17 protein-coding genes are annotated in these 18,928 nt (G+C 56.6%); 8 read left to right on the top strand and 9 right to left on the bottom strand.

The genetic code is table 11. The features are described from left to right. The first annotated feature begins 41 nt into the window (after positions 1-41). Positions 42-326 (top strand): hypothetical protein, encoded by a 285-nt coding sequence (locus AS136_RS10140; RefSeq protein WP_008807410.1) that lies wholly within the window; start codon positions 42-44, stop codon positions 324-326. 44 nt (positions 327-370) lie between these two features. Here the strand turns inward: AS136_RS10140 and AS136_RS10135 are convergent, their stop codons facing one another. Next, on the bottom strand, positions 371-1,177 hold the full coding sequence (locus AS136_RS10135) for a DUF2950 family protein (protein WP_012968929.1): 807 nt from the start codon (positions 1,175-1,177) through the stop codon (positions 371-373). Positions 1,178-1,188: 11 nt separating this feature from the next. Beyond that, on the bottom strand, positions 1,189-2,811 hold the full coding sequence (locus AS136_RS10130) for a DUF3300 domain-containing protein (protein ID WP_012968928.1): 1,623 nt from the start codon (positions 2,809-2,811) through the stop codon (positions 1,189-1,191). 431 nt (positions 2,812-3,242) lie between these two features. Here AS136_RS10130 and acnB point away from each other — a divergent pair, with 431 nt between their 5' ends. Both acnB and yacL read left to right on the top strand, forming a co-directional pair. Next, complete coding sequence (gene acnB, locus AS136_RS10125) at positions 3,243-5,840, top strand: bifunctional aconitate hydratase 2/2-methylisocitrate dehydratase (protein ID WP_008807407.1); 2,598 nt, start codon at positions 3,243-3,245, stop codon at positions 5,838-5,840. Between the two features lie 187 nt (positions 5,841-6,027). Next, on the top strand, positions 6,028-6,390 hold the full coding sequence (gene yacL / locus AS136_RS10120) for a protein YacL (RefSeq protein ID WP_004204373.1): 363 nt from the start codon (positions 6,028-6,030) through the stop codon (positions 6,388-6,390). 157 nt (positions 6,391-6,547) lie between these two features. Here yacL and speD read toward each other — a convergent pair whose 3' ends face one another. The 5 genes from speD to AS136_RS10095 form a co-directional block, all read right to left on the bottom strand. Then, positions 6,548-7,342: an adenosylmethionine decarboxylase gene (gene speD, locus AS136_RS10115; RefSeq protein ID WP_008807406.1), complete on the bottom strand. Its 795-nt coding sequence runs from the start codon at positions 7,340-7,342 to the stop codon at positions 6,548-6,550. Positions 7,343-7,366: 24 nt separating this feature from the next. Further along, positions 7,367-8,227, bottom strand: coding sequence for a polyamine aminopropyltransferase (speE, locus tag AS136_RS10110; RefSeq protein ID WP_008807405.1), 861 nt, complete (start codon positions 8,225-8,227; stop codon positions 7,367-7,369). A gap of 146 nt (positions 8,228-8,373) precedes the next feature. Then, on the bottom strand, positions 8,374-9,636 hold the full coding sequence (locus AS136_RS28620) for an FKBP-type peptidyl-prolyl cis-trans isomerase (RefSeq protein ID WP_131027579.1): 1,263 nt from the start codon (positions 9,634-9,636) through the stop codon (positions 8,374-8,376). A gap of 680 nt (positions 9,637-10,316) precedes the next feature. After that, entirely contained in the window at positions 10,317-10,727 is a 411-nt protein-coding gene (locus AS136_RS10100) for a hypothetical protein (protein WP_023297070.1), read from the bottom strand. Positions 10,728-10,980: 253 nt separating this feature from the next. Further along, positions 10,981-11,328: a YacC family pilotin-like protein gene (locus tag AS136_RS10095; RefSeq protein ID WP_002888808.1), complete on the bottom strand. Its 348-nt coding sequence runs from the start codon at positions 11,326-11,328 to the stop codon at positions 10,981-10,983. A 146-nt stretch (positions 11,329-11,474) separates the two neighbouring features. Here AS136_RS10095 and cueO point away from each other — a divergent pair, with 146 nt between their 5' ends. After that, positions 11,475-13,112: a multicopper oxidase CueO gene (cueO, locus tag AS136_RS10090; protein ID WP_063266761.1), complete on the top strand. Its 1,638-nt coding sequence runs from the start codon at positions 11,475-11,477 to the stop codon at positions 13,110-13,112. A gap of 82 nt (positions 13,113-13,194) precedes the next feature. On the opposite strand, the gene AS136_RS10085 is transcribed toward cueO, so the two are convergent. Then, the gene (locus AS136_RS10085) at positions 13,195-15,585 is read right to left on the bottom strand and encodes a glucose/quinate/shikimate family membrane-bound PQQ-dependent dehydrogenase (protein WP_008807401.1); all 2,391 of its coding nucleotides are present in this window, start codon (positions 15,583-15,585) and stop codon (positions 13,195-13,197) included. 79 nt (positions 15,586-15,664) lie between these two features. Here AS136_RS10085 and AS136_RS28615 point away from each other — a divergent pair, with 79 nt between their 5' ends. Together AS136_RS28615 and hpt are read left to right on the top strand one after the other, a co-directional pair. Then, on the top strand, positions 15,665-15,784 hold the full coding sequence (locus AS136_RS28615; RefSeq protein WP_012542835.1) for a hypothetical protein: 120 nt from the start codon (positions 15,665-15,667) through the stop codon (positions 15,782-15,784). Between the two features lie 4 nt (positions 15,785-15,788). After that, positions 15,789-16,325, top strand: coding sequence for a hypoxanthine phosphoribosyltransferase (hpt, locus tag AS136_RS10080; RefSeq protein WP_023322073.1), 537 nt, complete (start codon positions 15,789-15,791; stop codon positions 16,323-16,325). A gap of 57 nt (positions 16,326-16,382) precedes the next feature. Here the strand turns inward: hpt and can are convergent, their stop codons facing one another. Then, positions 16,383-17,045 carry a carbonate dehydratase gene (gene can / locus AS136_RS10075; protein WP_004204385.1) on the bottom strand — a complete coding sequence of 221 codons (663 nt, stop codon included), beginning with the start codon at positions 17,043-17,045 and terminating at the stop codon, positions 16,383-16,385. A 184-nt stretch (positions 17,046-17,229) separates the two neighbouring features. Here can and AS136_RS10070 point away from each other — a divergent pair, with 184 nt between their 5' ends. Next, positions 17,230-18,156, top strand: coding sequence for an ABC transporter ATP-binding protein (locus AS136_RS10070; RefSeq protein WP_008807399.1), 927 nt, complete (start codon positions 17,230-17,232; stop codon positions 18,154-18,156). Beyond that, the gene (locus AS136_RS10065; protein WP_008807398.1) at positions 18,153-18,923 is read left to right on the top strand and encodes an ABC transporter permease; all 771 of its coding nucleotides are present in this window, start codon (positions 18,153-18,155) and stop codon (positions 18,921-18,923) included. The genes AS136_RS10070 and AS136_RS10065 overlap by 4 nt, the downstream gene beginning before the upstream one ends. Positions 18,924-18,928 lie beyond the last annotated feature (5 nt).

Below are 18,928 nucleotides of genomic sequence, written 5' to 3'. Positions count from 1 at the left end.
CATAAACTTATAGGCAGTTAACGATATAGTTGAGGTGTGAGATGAAACGCTTTTTAACCGCAGCGCTGGTCGCTGCAACGTGCCTATCCGGTGTGGCCTGCGCGGCTGACGCCACCATCCCCTGGGCGGACAACAGCGGTGGCACGGAAACGACCCATATCGCGGCGATGGGGCAGGATCTGAATGCCCAGCATCAGCAGGTGACGAAGACGAATGAGGGGGTATGGGCGGCGAACTCCGGAAGCATCAGCGCTGATGAAGCGGCATTATCCAGCACAAAGCCGACTTTTGCTGGCGATCCGTCTCTGATGCCCCATCAGGGCTAAGCGAATAGAAACGCCAGGTTGCTTGAGGGCAACCTGGCGTTTTTTTATGGTTTGACAACCTGCCAGCCGGCGTCAGCATCGGGGGCAAAGCGCGTGATGGCCTGCGCTTTTGCGGCGCTCTCTTCGCCGAGATTAGCCTGATAAACGGTATCGTGCAGATCGATCATAAAGCTCATCACTCCGGTTTCACCCCATTCCACAGGCCAGGCAAGCAAGGCCGCATCCTGGTCATCGCGGCCTGCGATAATGCGGAAACGATAGCCATGATAACCGGCGCCGGGCTCCGTCGGGCTGAATGCCGGCCCCAGCGGGCTGGGCGTCTCACCCGGCGACGTCGGCCAGTACAACCCATCTTTTTTGCCTTCACTGCTGATGATTTTCTGCGCCCAGCGGTGATTAAGCTGGTAGTAATCCTGCTGGGCGTCAACGTAAGCGTGCATGGCGGCTATCGCTGACAGTTCATTGCGACCGATGGCGCGGGTGAGGATCTCCTCTTCGCCTGCGGCCATATCAAAGCGCCAGCCCTGAGACGTTTTTACGATAGGCACCGGCAACCGCCATGCCTCGCTGCCGACGTCGAGCCAGGCGTTATCACCCTGCTGCACGATGACATGTTTTACCTGCCAGTCGCGCTGAAAACGGTCGACGGCGCTGGGGTCGATCCCATCGGTAGGTAAAAATTGCTGCCAGTTATCGCCGAGCACCTTGCTCAGCGCCGCTTCATTTTGCTGGCTGAGCGCCTCAGCCAGCGCGCTCGCGGCCTGCTCCGGGGTAGAAAACTGCTGCTGGGCGAAGGCGGCTAACGGTGACAGCATCAATGTGAACAGGGCAATAGGTAATAGGTTTCTCATTCTGCTCATCCTCAGCGGCGGCGCAGTTCATGGTGTTCGGAAAGACGTTCTCTGGCGCCGCCACGCTCCTCGCGGTTTACAGCGGAAAACTGCCGACTTTGCAGTCCCCGTTCCTGCTGCGCTTGCCAGGAGGGGGCGCGGCTTTCGTTGCCGCTAAGAGCGCTGGCGCGTAAATGACTAACCTGCTGCTGACGCTGCGCGGGCGTGGCGGACTGGATCTGCTGCCGATGCTGTTGCTGCTGAGGTGTCAGGTTCTGCTCGCGGCTCTTAACGGTTTCCCGACGCTGCTGTTGTTGCGGCGTGGGATTTTTCAACTGCGTTTTCGCCGCCTCGCGACGCTGCTGCTGGGTCGAGGTTGGTGTGCTGTCGTAACCGCGATAGTTGCTGCGCTGGGTGGCCTGTTTCAATTGCGCCGAAGCTGCCTGACGCTGGGCATCGCGTGAGGCGTTGTTTGCCGCCAGGTTGCCCGCTGTCGCCGCCGGTACGTTATGCTGCAGCTGGGTCATCGCTGCCTGGCGCTGCGCTTCGCGATCGACTGGCGCATGTTGGGTAGCGCTCAGCCCGCCAGCAACGTTGGTCTGATGGAAGCGTTGAGCAACCGTATTATCGGGATACGGTGTGTGACCGCGATAGGCAGGATTATGCTGCCAGTTAACGTGGTTGCCCGGCAGGTTTTCTCCCGTTATATGATTGAAATTATTTACATTAATATTGATGTTATCGCCATTATGCGAGTAATCGCCGTGGTGATAGTCGTCATCGTGATGGTGGTGGTCATCATCATCCCAGTCGATGCTGCTAAACAGCGCCCAGGTAGTGGCCACGCCCAGGCTGTAACCGAAGCCTTTGACGAAGCTATCGGTAAACTGCTCCCCGGGAGGCGGCGGCAGGTAGACCGGCGGATAGGCGCTGTTTGGCCAGGTGCCATAGACGGTGGAGGGGTTATAGCTGGGAACATAGACCACCTGCGGATTGGTCGGTTCTATTTTAATAACCTGCGTGGGCGCAGGCGCCGCCGAGTGGGTGGTGGACGTTGCTGCCGTGCTGCTGGCGGAAACCGGTGCGGCAGGGGTGACAATCACTTTCTGCTGTGGCGTGGATTTCAGTGTCCCGGTCTGCTGGGCAATAGTGCGCAGGCGCTGCACCGAGTCCATCACATCATGCGGCTGGGCCAAAAACGCATTGCCGAGGTTCTCCACCCACGGCGGATTTTCGCCCATCATCGCCAGCAGGGCAGGGAAAGCGACAAGGGATTTGACGCTGGGATCCCACGGCTGACTGGCAACTGCCTGAACCGCCGCATCCCCTTTCATCGCGGGGTGATCCTGGGACCACTGTACCGCCTGCATGACGTTGTCGGGATAAGTGGAGGCCATCAACACCTGCGACAGCAGACTGTCCGGGTAGAGCGAGATGGGCGCGACCCACTGATCAATTTGCGCCTGGGTGTAGGTGGTGGTCACCGGCTGCGCTGCGGCAGGAGGTGAGGTTGGCGTTGGTGCCGGTGCAGGCTGCGCCGCCGCCTCAGTGACCTTCTCTGGAGTACGGCTTTGCACATAGAGTGTTCCCGCCGCCGCGAGTAAGCCAGCGCTACAGAGCAGGGCGATGATATGGGGTTTGAACGGCAGTGACATAGAAGCTCCTGACCCAAAAAGTAACCCATCTCGCTAAAGTATCGGCGAAAACGGCGCGTTTGCTGAGTATAAGTAAGCGGTATGGCTTTTTATTGATTATTGTTGGGATCGGCCCGGGGAGTTGTACGCGGAAAGGAATTTTTGTCGCGGTATTTGAACAGAAAGCCTGCAATATCCTGCCCTTAACGATTCAGCTAAATTTTAATGTTGCTTTTTTGTAAACAGATTAACACCTTTCAAAAATCCTGCTATGCTGCCGACGCGGTATCGGGCATTTACCCTACAAACTGCTGTCTCACAGGAGCGTGAAGAAAATCGCCCAGCCACTAAATCCTTCAAGATGCGTCAAGGCGGCAAACTGCCAATACCGAAGCAGATTGATTGAAGACGTGTAGGCCGCATTATGACAATGAGAAGCGAGGAGAACCGTCGTGCTAGAAGAATACCGTAAGCACGTAGCTGAGCGTGCCGCCATGGGGATTGTTGCCAAACCCTTAGATGCAACCCAAATGGCCGCGCTGGTAGAACTGCTGAAAAACCCGCCTGCGGGCGAAGAAGAATTCCTGTTAGACCTGCTGATTAACCGTGTACCGCCGGGCGTCGACGAAGCCGCCTATGTTAAAGCTGGATTCCTTGCCGCGATCGCCAAAGGCGAAGCGACCTCCCCTCTTGTAACCCCTGAAAAAGCCGTTGAACTGCTGGGCACCATGCAGGGTGGTTACAACATTCATCCGCTGATCGATGCGCTGGACGACGCGAAACTGGCGCCGATTGCCGCGAAAGCGCTGTCTCATACTCTGCTGATGTTCGATAACTTCTACGACGTAGAAGAGAAAGCGAAAGCAGGTAACGAGCACGCTAAACGGGTCATGCAATCCTGGGCTGACGCTGAGTGGTTCCTGAACCGCCCGCAGCTGGCAGAGAAAATCACCGTTACCGTCTTCAAGGTCACCGGCGAAACCAATACCGATGACCTGTCTCCGGCGCCGGATGCCTGGTCGCGCCCGGATATCCCACTGCATGCGCTGGCGATGCTGAAAAACGCCCGCGAAGGTATTGATCCGGACCAGCCGGGCGTCGTCGGCCCGATTAAACAAATCGAAGCCCTGCAGCAGAAAGGCTATCCGCTGGCCTACGTCGGCGACGTGGTCGGTACGGGTTCCTCGCGTAAATCCGCGACCAACTCGGTGCTGTGGTTTATGGGCGACGATATCCCGAACGTGCCGAACAAGCGCGGCGGCGGTCTGTGCCTGGGCGGCAAAATCGCGCCAATCTTCTTCAACACCATGGAAGATGCGGGTGCGCTGCCTATCGAAGTTGATGTGTCAAACCTGAACATGGGCGACGTGATTGACGTTTACCCGTTCAAAGGCGAAGTGCGTAATCACGAAACCAACGAACTGCTGGCCAGCTTCGAGCTGAAAACCGATGTGCTGATCGACGAAGTGCGCGCCGGTGGCCGTATTCCGCTGATCATCGGCCGCGGCTTGACCACCAAAGCGCGCGAAGCGCTGGGGCTGCCGCACAGCGACGTCTTCCGTCAGGCGAAAGACGTGGCGGAAAGCACCCGCGGCTTCTCTCTGGCGCAGAAAATGGTTGGCCGCGCCTGCGGCGTTGCCGGTATCCGTCCGGGCGCCTACTGCGAGCCGAAAATGACCTCTGTCGGTTCTCAGGACACCACCGGTCCAATGACCCGTGATGAACTGAAAGACCTGGCGTGCCTGGGCTTCTCCGCGGACCTGGTGATGCAGTCCTTCTGCCACACCGCGGCCTATCCGAAGCCGGTTGACGTGACCACGCACCATACCCTGCCGGACTTCATCATGAACCGCGGTGGTGTTTCTCTACGTCCGGGCGATGGCGTTATCCACTCCTGGCTGAACCGCATGCTGCTGCCGGATACCGTGGGTACCGGCGGCGACTCCCATACCCGTTTCCCAATCGGTATTTCCTTCCCGGCGGGCTCTGGTCTGGTGGCCTTTGCCGCTGCGACCGGCGTCATGCCGTTGGATATGCCGGAATCGGTGCTGGTGCGCTTCAAAGGGAAAATGCAGCCGGGTATCACCCTGCGCGACCTGGTTCATGCCATCCCACTGTATGCCATCAAGCAGGGCCTGCTGACCGTTGAGAAGAAAGGTAAGAAAAACATCTTCTCTGGTCGCATCCTCGAGATCGAAGGTCTGCCGGATCTGAAAGTCGAGCAGGCATTTGAACTGACCGATGCGTCCGCTGAGCGTTCTGCTGCCGGCTGTACCATCAAGCTGAACAAAGAGCCGATCGTTGAGTACCTGAACTCCAACATCGTCCTGCTGAAGTGGATGATCGCCGAAGGCTACGGCGACCGCCGTACGCTGGAACGCCGTATCCAGGGCATGGAAAAATGGCTGGCGGATCCGCAGCTGCTGGAAGCCGACGCTGACGCGGAATACGCGGCAGTGATCGACATCGATCTGGCGGATATCAAAGAGCCAATCCTGTGCGCGCCGAACGATCCGGACGATGCCCGTCTGCTGTCTGACGTGCAGGGCGAGAAGATCGACGAAGTGTTCATCGGTTCCTGCATGACCAACATCGGCCACTTCCGTGCCGCCGGTAAGCTGCTGGACAGCCACAAAGGCCAGCTGCCGACTCGCCTGTGGGTGGCGCCGCCAACCCGTATGGACGCCGCGCAGCTGACCGAAGAAGGCTACTACAGCGTGTTTGGTAAGAGCGGGGCGCGTATCGAAATCCCTGGCTGTTCCCTGTGTATGGGTAACCAGGCTCGCGTGGCCGACGGTGCGACGGTGGTCTCCACCTCCACCCGTAACTTCCCGAACCGTTTAGGTACCGGCGCTAACGTCTATCTGGCCTCTGCCGAGCTGGCAGCGGTGGCTTCTCTGCTCGGCAAATTGCCGACGCCGGAAGAGTACCAGACCTTCGTGGCGCAGGTGGATAAGACAGCGGAAGATACCTACCGTTATCTGAACTTCAACCAGCTGGATCAGTACACTGAAAAAGCTGACGGCGTGATCTTCCAGACCGCGGTGTAAAACCATTCGGTCAGCCCGGCTGACCGTTTGGCGATAAACTCCCCAATGCCCGGTGAACATTGCATCACCGGGCATTTTTATTTCCAAACCTCCTGCCCGTTACGCTTTTTTTCTTTCTGTCTGCTGCGATAATTACTGCATGGGTACAGTGCAGCGGTGACGCATTGCCCTTGCAGAGGAAAAGACTATGGACTACGAATTTCTGCGCGATATTACCGGAGTGGTAAAGGTGCGAATGTCGATGGATCACGAGGCGATCGGCCACTGGTTCAACGAAGAGGTGAAAGACAATCTTGCCCTGCTTGATGAAGTAGAGCAGGCTGCACGCACCGTGAAGGGCAGTGAACGTTCCTGGCAGCGGGCTGGCCATGAATATACGCTGTGGCTGGATGGCGAAGAGGTGATGATCCGCGCCAATCAGCTGGAGTTTTCCGGCGACGAAATCGAGGAGGGGATGAGCTACTACGACGAAGAAAGTCTCTCTCTCTGCGGCGTGGAGGATTTCCTGCAGGTCGTTGCCGCTTATCGTGAATTTATGCAGCAGCGTTAATGACGCCTTTTATGTCGGGTGGCGCAAGAGCGTAGCCCTGCTAAGCGTAGCGTGAGCAGGGGAAATCCCCGGGTAGCGGCTGGTGCCTTACCCGGGCGACCAGGCGGCGCAGAATCCCAGGCCCGGCAAGCGCAAGCGCCGCCGGGCATTTCCAATATTACACGGCAGGAATATTGCGGCCGTAGTAAATCTCGCGCATCTCTTTCCACAGCAGGTCGGTAATGACCTTGCGCTCTTCGGCGGTCAATTCTTCCGGTCGGGTATGGAACATGTAGTGCTTAAGGTCGAACTCCTTGAGCAACATTTTGGTATGGAAGATATTTTCCTGATAAACGTTCACATCGACCATGTCATACAACGACTTAATGTCATCGGACATAAAGTTCTGAATCGAATTGATTTCATGATCGATAAAATGCTTCATCCCATTGATATCGCGGGTAAAGCCGCGCACGCGGTAGTCAATGGTCACAATGTCCGATTCCAGCTGGTGGATCAGATAGTTCAGCGCTTTAAGCGGAGAAATGACCCCGCAGGTAGAGACTTCAATATCGGCGCGGAAGGTGCACAGTCCACCTTCCGGATGGCTCTCCGGGTAGGTATGCACGCAGATATGGCTCTTATCGAGATGGGCGACCACGGTTTCCGGTAACGGACCTGGATGTTCGGTCTGGTCGATAAGCTTGGGATCGACAGGCTCTTCGCTGACCAGAATGGTCACGCTGGCGCCCTGGGGTTCATAATCCTGGCGGGCGATATTCAGGATATTGGCGCCAATAATAGAACAGGTTTCTGTCAGGATCTCCGTCAGGCGATTGGCATTATAGAGTTCGTCGATATAAGCGATGTAGCCGTCACGCTCCTCTGCCGTTTTGGCGTAACAGATATCGTAGATACAAAAACTCAGGCTTTTGGTCAGGTTGTTAAAGCCATGCAGCTTCAATTTTTTCAATTTAGTTCACCCCCTTACTTCGCGTCACGGTGCGGACAAAGCATCATGCAGATATTGTGGTAAGGCGAAGGCCGCCGTATGGATTGCCGGATTGTAGTAACGGCAGGTCAGGTTGGCTTTGTGAAAGCGCGCCTGAATGATTTCGCTGGAGAGATGGCGCAACGCCTCGTTGTCGCTCGCCCAGGCAAAAGTCATGATCCCGCCGTAATAGGTTGGGATAGCCGCCTGGTAGAAGCTGACGTCGCGAAAATAGTGGCTCAGTTTGCGATGGCTACCGACCGCTTCGTCCTGCTGCAGGAAACAAACGCCGTTTTGGGCAACGAACACGCCCCCCGGGTTCAGGCAGCGTTTGCAGCCTTCATAAAAAGCCGAGGTGAACAGGCTTTCGCCCGGACCGATAGGGTCGGTACAGTCCGAAATGATCACGTCAAACGTTTGCGTCGTCTGGTTAACAAAATTGACGCCATCATCAATCACCAGCGTGAAGCGCGGATCGTCGTAGGCCCCGGCGCTATGGTTGGGCAGGTACTGACGGCAGAATGAGACCACCCCGGCATCGATTTCCACCATGGTGATGGTTTCGATGCTACGGTGACGAGAGACTTCGCGCAGCATCGCGCCGTCGCCGCCGCCGATGATCAGGACATGCTTCGCGTTGCCGTGGGCCAGCAGCGGCACGTGGGTCATCATTTCGTGATAGATAAACTCATCGCGTTCGGTGGTTTGCACGACGCCATCCAGCGCCATCACCCGGCCAAAGGCGCGGTTGTCGAAGATGATCAAATCCTGATGATCGGTTTTTTCGTGGTACAGCACGTTATCAACGCTAAAGTACTGACCAAAATGGTCATGCAGCGTTTCATGCCACAGTGGATTATCGGCCACGGTGAGGCTCCTCCTTCGTTAACATCTGTTACACCCGTAAAACGAGTGCAACATCATAGACAACTATAGATGAGGATGCACGGCGGTTATTGCAGCAATGCGGCAGGAATAACCGCCACCGCCCGGGGAGAGCGGTGGGGGGAGGGTTATTTCGCCGGTGCGGGTTGGCTATCTACTATCCGCACGGAATAAACCATGGTGGCGCCTGGCGGGATTTTCGGCGGTAATCCTTTACTGCCATAGGCTTTTTCGGGCGGGACGACCAGCGTCAAGGAGCCATGGTTCTGCAGGCGTTGCAGCGGGCCGCGAAACACCGGGGGATAGGCATCCAGCTTCTGGGTGAGCGCCTGATCTTTCGCTTCCATATCGTTGATCACTGTCCCGTCCGTCAGCATCTCTTTGATTACTACGGTGACCAGATCGTTACCGCTTATTTTTCCTTTGCCCGGATAATCGACGCGACTGTAGACGCCATCTTTGAAGACCACATCTTTTTTGCGCGCAAACGCCTGCTGATATTTCTTACCGGCACTGATGTTTTTCTGCTCGATTTTATTCAGGTTCTGGAAAACCTGCTGCGAGACGTCAAACAGCGCCTTGTTACGCTCCTGTTCTCCGAGACGAAGCTGGCCGCTAAAAGCATCTTCGATACCCCGCAGCACCAGCCCGGCGTCGACGGTAATTCCCTGAGTGCGACGGGTGGTGAGAACGTTAAGGGCTTCTGCTCCCATCGAGGCGCCGATCGCATAAGCCTGCTGTTCTCCCGATGCGCTGAGTTTGGCGGCGGCGCTCTCGCCGCTGCGCGTTTTAGACTGTACAGAAAGCTGTGTTCTCAGCAGTTGGATTTCATCTTCTTTCATCCGTAGCTGGGCGTTGTCTTTATCCGCCTGCAGGCGGTAGGCTGCAACAACCGCCGCCATTTCCGGCGGCTCATTTTTTGGCGCTGCAGCGGTGTCAGGGCGGGTTGTTGGCGCTTTTTCCGCGGCGGCCAACCGGGCGGTTAACGACTGCTTGTCGGCGTTTAGCGCCTTGACCTGGTCGAGAGCGGCCTGCTGTGTTTTCTCCGCGGCGTCGAGCCGGATAGTCAGCGACTGCTTATCGGTGGTCAGCGCTTTGACCTGGTCGAGGGCGGACAGCTTCTCTTTTTCCGCCGCGGCCAGTCGGCTGGCCAGCGGCTGTTTATCAGCGTTCAGTGTTTTGGCCTGGTCGAGGGCGGCCTGCTGTGCCTTCTCCGCAGCGGCGAGCCGGATAGTCAGCGACTGCTTATCGGTGGTCAGCGCTTTAACCTGCTCGAGGGCAGCCAGCTTCTCTTTTTCCACCACGGCCAGTCGGGTGGCCAGCGGCTGTTTGTCGGCGTTAAGGGCTTTGGCCTGGTCGAGGGCGGCCTGTTTCTCTTTTTCCGCAGCCATCAGCCGGGCGGTGAGTGTCTGCTTGTCTGTGTCGAGGGCGGTGAGCTGGCCGAGTGCGGTCTGCTGTGCTTTTTCCGCGGCGGCCAGCCGGGAGGTCAGCGTTTGTTTATCTGTATTCAGCGTGGTGAGGCTGGTGCTGAGCCGTTTATTTTCCGCTTCGACGCTCTGAAGCTGCGACGTTAATTGTTGGATCTGCTTAAGTGCGGCAGCCTGGCTCTGTTGCAGAGTATTATTCCGGGCAACGACTTCCTTTTTAATTAACGTCTCATTTTCCGCCGTGGCGGCGGTTAAGGCGAGCTGTAATTGCTTTATTTTATTATTTAACGCCGCTTGCTCATTCGCAATGGATGTATCCGTGGCTGGTGTGGCGGTAAGCTGTTTTTTTAATTGTTGGATAATTTTATCTTTTTGCGCAATCGTTGCCTGTTGGCTGGCGATTCTTTTTTGCAACTGTGCGTTATTGGCCGTCGTTTTTTTATTGTCCGCGTTCTGGCGAGCGTCTGACGCTTGCTTTGCTGTGGCCGCAGAGCTTTTCTCTTCTTGCGCCTGAGCTTGCTGAGTTTGCTGCTGGGCGTAATCGAGAAAAGCCGGCGTAGCACCGGCGTAGAATGAGGTTGAAAGCGCCAGCGCCGCGACGAGCATCAGCAGTGGTGCTTTAGGGGTCAGCGTGGCGGGTTTGTTCATGGCAGTTTGTTTTCACCACGCTGTACCAGGGTATCGATCAGCGTTTTCTGGATATCGGAACACAGTTTGATGGATTTAAACTGGTACATGGAGTCAATGCCCAGTCGGGTGGGATCGGCCACTTTATCGCGCACATTGTTGTATTGCGATGCCGAACGCACCAGGGCATTGAACTCATTGCTGAGTTTAGTTGCCTGCTGTGGGTTCACCTCTTTAAGTGAATCCAGCGCCTTTCGGCAGGACTCAATACGCTCCTGTTCGCTGGCCGCTCGCTCCTGCTCAGCCTGCTGCTGTGATGTGAGCGGCGTGGTGATCGGTTTTACCTGCTGGCGAGAAGAGGTATTGCTACAGCCCACTAATAAAAGTGCGGCGAGCGGGATAATACAGAGAGTCGGCGAGATATTCACAATTTCAGTCCATGAAGTAGGGATATTTTCACCGGATTCTAGAAGGGTGATTTTTATTTTGCAATATATGGCTAATGATATTTTATTAGTTTTTTAGTCATTCATCATTATTAGGGGTTTAATTTATTTGGCGAATTGATAGGTTTGCAATTAAATAATGTTTGTTTATATACAATAATAAATATAGATATAAATATTTAAATGTGACAAATGAAACGGCAAAGGCGCGGAGCGTGACCGTCCGCGCCGGTCATTATTTGACGTAAGCCAACAGGCTGAGCGAATCGCGGGCCAGCGCTTTGCATTTTTTCGCCGTCGGGATGTTAATACCGCTGAGATCGCGGTAGCTATCCTCGCCAAGCGCTTTCATGTTGTAGCTGTCGTAGTTGCTCAGGTCCCACTGGTTCTGTTGGGCAAAGAACACCAGCGCGCGTCGGATCTGTGTATTGGGCAGGTTCTGGTAGCCACAGTCGTTTTTCAGAAACACAAAAACCGCGGTTAAATCAGCCATATCTTCTGCTTCTGATTCGCTGAGCGCGTAGCTGTTGGCGGAGAGAGCAAGCAGGCTGCCGAGTACCATTGTTCTGAAAAGCGTCTTCATTTTTTCTACCATTAGATCACCGACGCTTCAAATTAGCATACTTCTTTACACAGCGCCGATCTTTATTCTTACTCTTCTGCTTGACCTTCCCGTTACGGTAGGGTTTAAGCTCAAATATTCGCCCGCAGAATAAAAAGGATGTGAATATGCAACGTCGAGACTTCCTCAAACTGACCGCCGCGGTTAGCGTGGCCAGCGCATTACCGCTATGGAGCCGTGCGGTTTTTGCGGCCAGTCGCCCGGCTCTGCCGATACCGACGCTGTTGACGGCCGATGCGCGCAACCGTATCGCCCTGACGATCCAGGCGGGCAAAACACAGTTTGGCGCTCTGCACGCCACCACCTGGGGCTATAACGGTTCACTGCTGGGTCCTGCGCTACAGTTGACGCAGGGGAAGACCATTACGGTTGACATTACCAACCAGCTGGCGGAAGAGACCACGCTGCACTGGCATGGCCTGGAGGTCCCGGGCGAGGTCGACGGCGGACCGCAGGGGGTTATCGCCCCGGGCGCCACCCGTACGGTGAGCTTCACGCCGACGCAGCGGGCGGCCACCTGCTGGTTTCATCCGCATCAACATGGGACCACCGGCCGGCAGGTGGCCATGGGGCTGGCCGGCCTGGTGCTGATCGAGGATGAAGAGAGCGGACGCCTGCTGCTGCCTAAGCAATGGGGAATCGATGATGTGCCGGTGATTGTCCAGGACAAGAAGTTCACCGCCGCCGGCGAGATCGACTACCAGCTGGATGTGATGAGCGCCGCTGTCGGCTGGTTTGGCGATACGCTGCTGACCAATGGCGCTCTCTATCCCGAACATGCCGCCCCACGGGGCTGGCTACGTCTGCGCTTGCTAAACGGCTGTAATGCCCGTTCCCTCAATTTTGCCACCAGCGATAGGCGTCCGCTGTACGTGGTGGCCAGTGACGGCGGTCTGTTGGCCGAGCCGGTGAAGGTCGATGAATTGCCGGTGTTGATGGGGGAACGCTTTGAGGTGCTGGTGGACACCAGCGACGGTAAACCTTTCGATCTGGTGACCCTGCCGGTGAGCCAGATGGGCATGGCCATTGCGCCTTTTGATAAACCGCAGCCGGTGCTGCGCGTTCAGCCGCTGGTCATTCCCGCCTCCGGCAAACTGCTGGATACGCTGGCCACGCTGCCGGCGCTACCGTCCCTGACGGGGCTGACGCAGCGTCAGCTCCAGCTGTCGATGGATCCGATGCTCGACAGGATGGGCATGCAGGCGCTGATGGAGAAGTATGGCGACCAGGCGATGGCGGGAATGGACCACGGCATGATGGGGCATGGCGGCATGGGCGACATGAGCAATATGCACCATGGCGACATGAGCAATATGAGCAATATGAGCAATATGAGCAATATGAGCAATATGAACCACGAGGCTGGTCGGGATCATGGCATGTCGTCAGGCAAGGGGTTTGATTTCCATAACGCCAACCGCATCAACGGCAAAGCCTTCGACATGAATGTGCCGATGTTTGCCGCGGCCAGAGGCCAGTATGAGCGCTGGGTGATATCGGGTAAGGGCGACATGATGCTGCATCCGTTCCATATCCACGGCACCCAGTTCCGTATCCTCAGCGAGAACGGCAAGCCGCCAGCCGCGCACCGCAGCGGCTGGAAAGATACCGTCCGCGTGGAAGGTGACGTCAGTGAAGTGTTGGTGAAGTTTGATCATCCGGCGCCGAAGGAGTTTGCCTATATGGCCCACTGCCACCTGCTGGAGCATGAAGACACCGGGATGATGTTGGGATTCACGGTTTAGGGCTCGGCGGCCTGCTGCCATCTTCCATGGGGAGAAGGGATAAACACAAAAAAAACGGCAACTTTCGTTGCCGTTTTGCGTTTTATTTGGCGTCATCCGGGAGCGCATAGGCGACGATGTAATCGCCCATTTTGGTACCGAACGAGCCGTGACCGCCGGCAGAGATGACAACATACTGTTTGCCATTCACTTCGTAGGTCATTGGGGTGGCCTGACCGCCGGCTGGCAGACGGGCTTCCCACAGCTTCTCGCCGTTGCTCATATTGTACGCGCGCAGGTAGTTATCTGCAGTCGCGCCGATGAACAGGACGTTACCGGCCGTGGAGATCGGACCGCCAAGCATCGGCATCCCCATGGTGAACGGCAGCTTAACCGGCATCGGGAACGGCAGGCTGTCCTGCGGCGTACCGATACGTTTTTTCCATACCACTTCGTTGGTTTTCAGATCCAGCGCGGAGATATAGCCCCAGGCCGGTTGTTTGCACGGCAGACCGAACGGCGACAGGAACGGATTCAGGGTGACGCCGTACGGGACACCGTACTGTGGCTGCACGCCGGACTCGGTGCCAGAGCCTTTCGCATCTTTCGGCGGCTCCATCGGGTTGCCCGGGCCGCGTGGGATCAGTTTAGAGACGAACGGCAGCGCCATCGGGTTGGCAATAGCCACCTGACGGTTCGGATCGACGGAGATACCGCCCCATTCAAACATCCCCAGGTTACCCGGGAAGACGAGAGTGCCCTGCTCAGATGGCGGGGTGAAGATACCTTCATAGCGCATCTGGTGGAAGATCACGCGACACACCAGCTGGTCGAACATAGTGGCGCCCCACATGTCCGCCCCGGTCAGATCTTTCTTCGGACGGAAGCTCAGATCGGAGAACGGCTGGGTTTTGGCGACGTAATCCCCTTTGGCAGCGCCCTGCGGAACCGGTTTTTCCGGGGCCGGGACCACCAGCTCGCCATTACGGCGATCCAGTACGAAGATGTTGCCGGTTTTCGCCGGGGCATAGACGACCGGTACGGTTTTACCATTAACCTCAATGTCAGCCAGCGTCGGCTGGGAGGGCATATCCATATCCCACAGATCGTGGTGGACGGTCTGGTAGCTCCAGGCCAGCTTACCGGTGGTGGCGTTCAGCGCCACAATCGAGCTGGCGTAACGCTCTTGCTCCGGCGTGCGGTTGCCGCCCCAGATATCCGGGGTGGTCACGCCCATCGGCAGATAGACCAGATCCAGCTTAGCGTCGTAGGCGGCAGGCGCCCAGGAGTTCGGTGAGTTGAGCGTGAAGTGATGTTCATCGCTCGGGATGGCGTTCGGATCTTTCGCACCCGGATCGAAGGCCCACAAGAGTTTACCGGTATTCACATCAAAGCCGCGGATGACGCCAGACGGCTCGCGGGTTGAGAAGTTATCGGTGACCGCGCCGGCAATCACGATGGTTTTATCGGTGATAATCGGCGGAGAAGTGGGTTCATACATACCCGGCGTGGTGACCGGCATGTTGGTCTGCAGGTTGAGAATACCTTTATTGGCAAAGGTTTCGCACAGCTTACCGTTGTCGGCGTTCACCGCGAACAGGCGGCCATCGTTCACCGGCAGGATAATACGGCGCGGACAGTCGGCGACGACGTCGGCAGGCGCGTTATCCGCTTTGGCTTCGTGATAAGAGACGCCGCGGCAGGTGACGTGCTGGAACGACGGATCGGCGTTCAGCTGCGGGTCAAAATGCCACTTCTCTTTACCGGTGGCCGCGTCCAGCGCGAACAGACGCTGGTGGGCGGTACACAGGAAGAGCGTGTCGCCGACTTTAATCGGCGTCACTTCGTTGGTGATTTCACCCGGGTCGTTCGGTTGCTTCAGGTCGCCGGTGCGGAATACCCAGGCTTCCTTCAGGTTCTTCACGTTGTCGGCGTTAATCTGCTTCAGCGGAGAGAAGCGCTGGCCTTCCTGGTTGCGGCCATAGGCCGGCCAGTCGCCGTCGGCAACGTTGGAGATCGGCGCGGCCGGGGTGGCGTCGGCGCTCAGGGTGCCGTTGACTTCCTGCGGGTCGTTAAAACCAGCCCAGGTCAGCATGCCGCCGCTGATCAGCAGGGCGACGACCAGCGCGCCAACGGCGCCAGCGGAAGGCACCGGCAGACGACGCCAGACAAAGGGCAGGATCAGCCAGATGCCAAAGAAGACGAGGATATCGCTACGCGGCGTCAGCGCCCAGAAGTCGAAGCCGACTTCCCAGACGCCCCAGATCATGGTCGCCAGCAGCAGCGCAGCGTACAGCCACAGCGCAGCGCGTTTGCCGCGCAGCAGCATTACGGTCACGCCCAGCATCACCAGACCGGCGATAGGGTAGTACCAGGAGCCGCCAAGCACGACCAGCCATGCTCCGCCGATTAAAAGATAGAGGCCGCAGAACGCTGCAAATAGCGCAGTCAGCGTCACCAGGAGCCTTGATTGTTGAGACTTTGTTTCAGCCATAGAAAGTTACTCATGTGTTTGTTAATTTTTTAACTGCAATTAATTATAGGTTTTAACAAGTGTGATCGGAATCACAAATATGGCTTTATTAATCCCTGCACCGAAGATTTCTTTTTGCTGGTATACTGGATGGCTTGCCGGTCATCGTCGGGGCGAAAGCAGCGGCTTTGATGATTTATATTTAGAATCAAATGGTTAGTCTTATGAAACATACTGTAGAAGTGATGATCCCGGAAACCGAGATCAAAGCGCGCATCGCGGAACTGGGTCGTCAAATCAACGAACATTACCAGGACAGCGGCAGCGAAATGGTGCTGGTGGGGCTGCTGCGCGGCTCATTTATGTTCATGGCCGACCTGTGCCGTGAAGTGCAGGTGCCGCATGAAGTCGATTTTATGACCGCCTCCAGCTACGGCAGCGGCATGTCCACCACCCGTGATGTGAAAATCCTCAAAGATCTGGATGAAGACATCCGTGGTAAAGATGTACTGATCGTGGAAGACATCATCGATTCCGGCAATACCCTGTCTAAAGTGCGTGAGATCCTCAGCCTGCGCGAGCCGAAATCGCTGGCCATTTGTACGCTGCTGGATAAACCAAGCCGTCGTGAAGTGAATGTCCCGGTTGAGTTCGTCGGTTTCGCCATTCCGGACGAGTTCGTGGTGGGCTACGGTATCGACTACGCCCAGCGCTACCGTCATCTGCCGTATATTGGCAAAGTTACCCTGCTGGACGAGTAAGAGATATCCCCCCAGGACAGCGCGCGCTGCGCTCTCCAGGGGGGCTAAGCCTGAAGGCTATTTGTGGTTGATGTGCTTGATCTTGAGGTTGGAGATGCCGTGGCGATAGCGCTGTTCGAGGGTTTCCCGGCTCACGGCGGTGACATCCAGATCGCGCAGCAGCCCGTCGTGAATGCCATATGCCCAGCCGTGGATGGTGACCTTCTGTCCGCGCTTCCACGCCGATTGCATAATCGTCGAATGTCCCAGGTTGTACACCTGCTCCATCACGTTGAGTTCGCAAAGGGTATCCAGACGGCGCTCCTCCGGCATTTCACCCAGCAGTGAGCTGTGCTTGAACCAGATATCGCGGATATGCAGGAGCCAGTTGTCGATAAGCCCCAGCTCCGGGTTTTCCACCGCCGCCTGCACGCCGCCGCAGCCGTAGTGGCCGCAAATAATAATGTGCTCGACTTCGAGGACATCGACGGCATACTGCACCACCGACAGGCAGTTCAGGTCGGTGTGGATCACCAGGTTAGCGACGTTACGATGGACAAACAGTTCGCCAGGTTCCAGGCCGGTAAGTCGCTCAGCGGGAACGCGGCTGTCAGAGCAGCCAATCCAAAGGAAGCGCGGTTTCTGCGTCTGCGACAGTTTCTCAAAAAAGCCGGGGTCCTCTTCCACCAGCATTTTTGACCATAGTGCATTATTGCTGATGAGTGTATCTATATCATTCATGGACGTTATCGGCCTGTAACCAAGTAAGTGCGTTGCGCTAATATAGGGTAAGCTCACCTTTTTTAAAACCATCTTAACCCGTGATACGTCAGGCTACCGATGCGTTGGCGGCGCCAGCGCCAGTAGAACGCAAACGTGAGTCAGGCGGGTTAATGACGTGTCACGACACGAGAAGAGATATTTAATGACCATTGCTCTGGAATTAAAACAGCTCAAAAAAACCTACCCCGGCGGGGTTCAGGCGCTGCGGGGAATCGACCTGCAGGTCGAGGCGGGGGATTTCTATGCCCTGCTGGGGCCGAACGGGGCCGGAAAATCCACGACTATCGGCATCATCAGTTCGCTGGTGAATAAAACCTCCGGTCAGGTCAATGTCTTTGGCTACGATCTGGAAAAAGACGTCGTCAATGCCAAGCGTCAGCTTGGCCTGGTGCCGCAGGAATTTAACTTCAACCCGTTCGAGACCGTGCAGCAGATTGTCGTTAACCAGGCGGGCTACTACGGCGTGGAACGCAAAGAAGCTGTCGCCCGCAGCGAAAAATACCTAAAACAGCTCGATCTGTGGGAAAAACGCAACGAACGCGCGCGGATGCTCTCCGGCGGGATGAAGCGTCGCCTGATGATCGCCCGCGCGCTAATGCATGAGCCGAAGCTGCTGATCCTCGACGAACCGACCGCTGGCGTCGATATTGAACTGCGTCGCTCAATGTGGGGCTTTCTTAAGGATCTGAACGATCGCGGAACCACCATTATCCTGACCACCCACTATCTCGAAGAGGCCGAAATGCTATGCCGTAACATCGGCATCATCCAGCACGGCGCGCTGGTGGAAAACACCTCGATGAAAGCATTGCTGTCGAAGCTGAAGTCAGAGACCTTTATTCTTGACCTCGCGCCAAAAAGCCCGGTACCGAAGCTCGAAGGCTACCAGTATCAACTGGTCGATACCTCGACGCTGGAAGTCGAGGTTCTGCGCGAGCAGGGGATTAACAGCGTCTTTGCCCAACTGAGCGCCCAGGGGGTGCAGGTATTGAGTATGCGTAACAAAGCTAACCGTCTGGAAGAGCTGTTTGTCACGCTGGTGCATGAGCGAAAAGGAGAGTCAGCATGATGCAGCTTTATTGGGTCGCGCTGAAAAGCATCTGGACCAAAGAGATCCACCGTTTTATGCGCATCTGGATCCAGACGCTGGTGCCGCCGGTGATCACCATGACCCTGTACTTCGTGATTTTCGGCAACCTGATCGGGTCGCGCATCGGCGAGATGCACGGCTTTACCTATATGCAGTTTATCGTGCCGGGCCTGATCATGATGGCGGTGATCACCAACGCTTATGCCAATGTCGCCTCGTCGTTCTTCAGCGCCAAGTTTCAGCGCAATATTGAAGAGCTGCTGGTGGCGCCGGTGCCGACGCATGTGATCATCGCTGGCTACGTTGGCGGCGGCGTGGCGCGCGGACTGTGCGTGGGGATCCTGGTGACGGCGGTGTCGCTGTTCTTTGTGCCGTTCCAGGTTCACTCCTGGCTGTTTGTCGCCCTGACGCTGATCCTCACCGCGGTGCTGTTCTCGCTGGCGGGTCTGTTGAACGCGGTGTTTGCCAAGACCTTTGACGACATTAGCCTGATCCCGACCTTTGTGCTGACGCCGCTGACCTACCTCGGCGGGGTGTTCTACTCGTTGACCTTGCTGCCGCCGTTCTGGCAGGGGCTGTCGCATCTGAATCCCATCGTCTACATGATCAGCGGTTTCCGCTTCGGCTTCCTGGGTATCAACGATGTGCCGCTGGTGACCACCTTTGCGGTGCTGGTGGTCTTCATCGTCGCCTTCTATCTGCTTTGCTGGTCGTTAATCCAGCGCGGCCGCGGCCTGCGCAGCTGATGCTC

This window comes from Klebsiella sp. D5A (assembly GCF_001620885.1).
GTDB lineage: Bacteria > Pseudomonadota > Gammaproteobacteria > Enterobacterales > Enterobacteriaceae > Klebsiella > Klebsiella variicola.
The sequence above is the reverse complement of the archived record's forward strand: the minus strand, read 5'-3'. Positions and strand labels throughout refer to the sequence as shown.

Bases quoted from the DNA above. Each gene is read 5' to 3' on its own strand.
- AS136_RS10140 (WP_008807410.1), top strand. From the start codon at position 42: ATGAAACGCTTTTTAACCGCAGCGCTGGTCGCTGCAACGTGCCTATCC.
- AS136_RS10135 (WP_012968929.1), bottom strand. From the start codon at position 1,177: ATGAGAAACCTATTACCTATTGCCCTGTTCACATTGATGCTGTCACCG.
- AS136_RS10130 (WP_012968928.1), bottom strand. From the start codon at position 2,811: ATGTCACTGCCGTTCAAACCCCATATCATCGCCCTGCTCTGTAGCGCT.
- yacL (WP_004204373.1), top strand. From the start codon at position 6,028: ATGGACTACGAATTTCTGCGCGATATTACCGGAGTGGTAAAGGTGCGA.
- AS136_RS28620 (WP_131027579.1), bottom strand. From the start codon at position 9,636: ATGGCTGCGGAAAAAGAGAAACAGGCCGCCCTCGACCAGGCCAAAGCC.
- AS136_RS10095 (WP_002888808.1), bottom strand. From the start codon at position 11,328: ATGAAGACGCTTTTCAGAACAATGGTACTCGGCAGCCTGCTTGCTCTC.
- cueO (WP_063266761.1), top strand. From the start codon at position 11,475: ATGCAACGTCGAGACTTCCTCAAACTGACCGCCGCGGTTAGCGTGGCC.
- AS136_RS10085 (WP_008807401.1), bottom strand. From the start codon at position 15,585: ATGGCTGAAACAAAGTCTCAACAATCAAGGCTCCTGGTGACGCTGACT.
- AS136_RS28615 (WP_012542835.1), top strand. From the start codon at position 15,665: ATGGCTTTATTAATCCCTGCACCGAAGATTTCTTTTTGCTGGTATACT.
- hpt (WP_023322073.1), top strand. From the start codon at position 15,789: ATGAAACATACTGTAGAAGTGATGATCCCGGAAACCGAGATCAAAGCG.
- can (WP_004204385.1), bottom strand. From the start codon at position 17,045: ATGAATGATATAGATACACTCATCAGCAATAATGCACTATGGTCAAAA.
- AS136_RS10070 (WP_008807399.1), top strand. From the start codon at position 17,230: ATGACCATTGCTCTGGAATTAAAACAGCTCAAAAAAACCTACCCCGGC.
- AS136_RS10065 (WP_008807398.1), top strand. From the start codon at position 18,153: ATGATGCAGCTTTATTGGGTCGCGCTGAAAAGCATCTGGACCAAAGAG.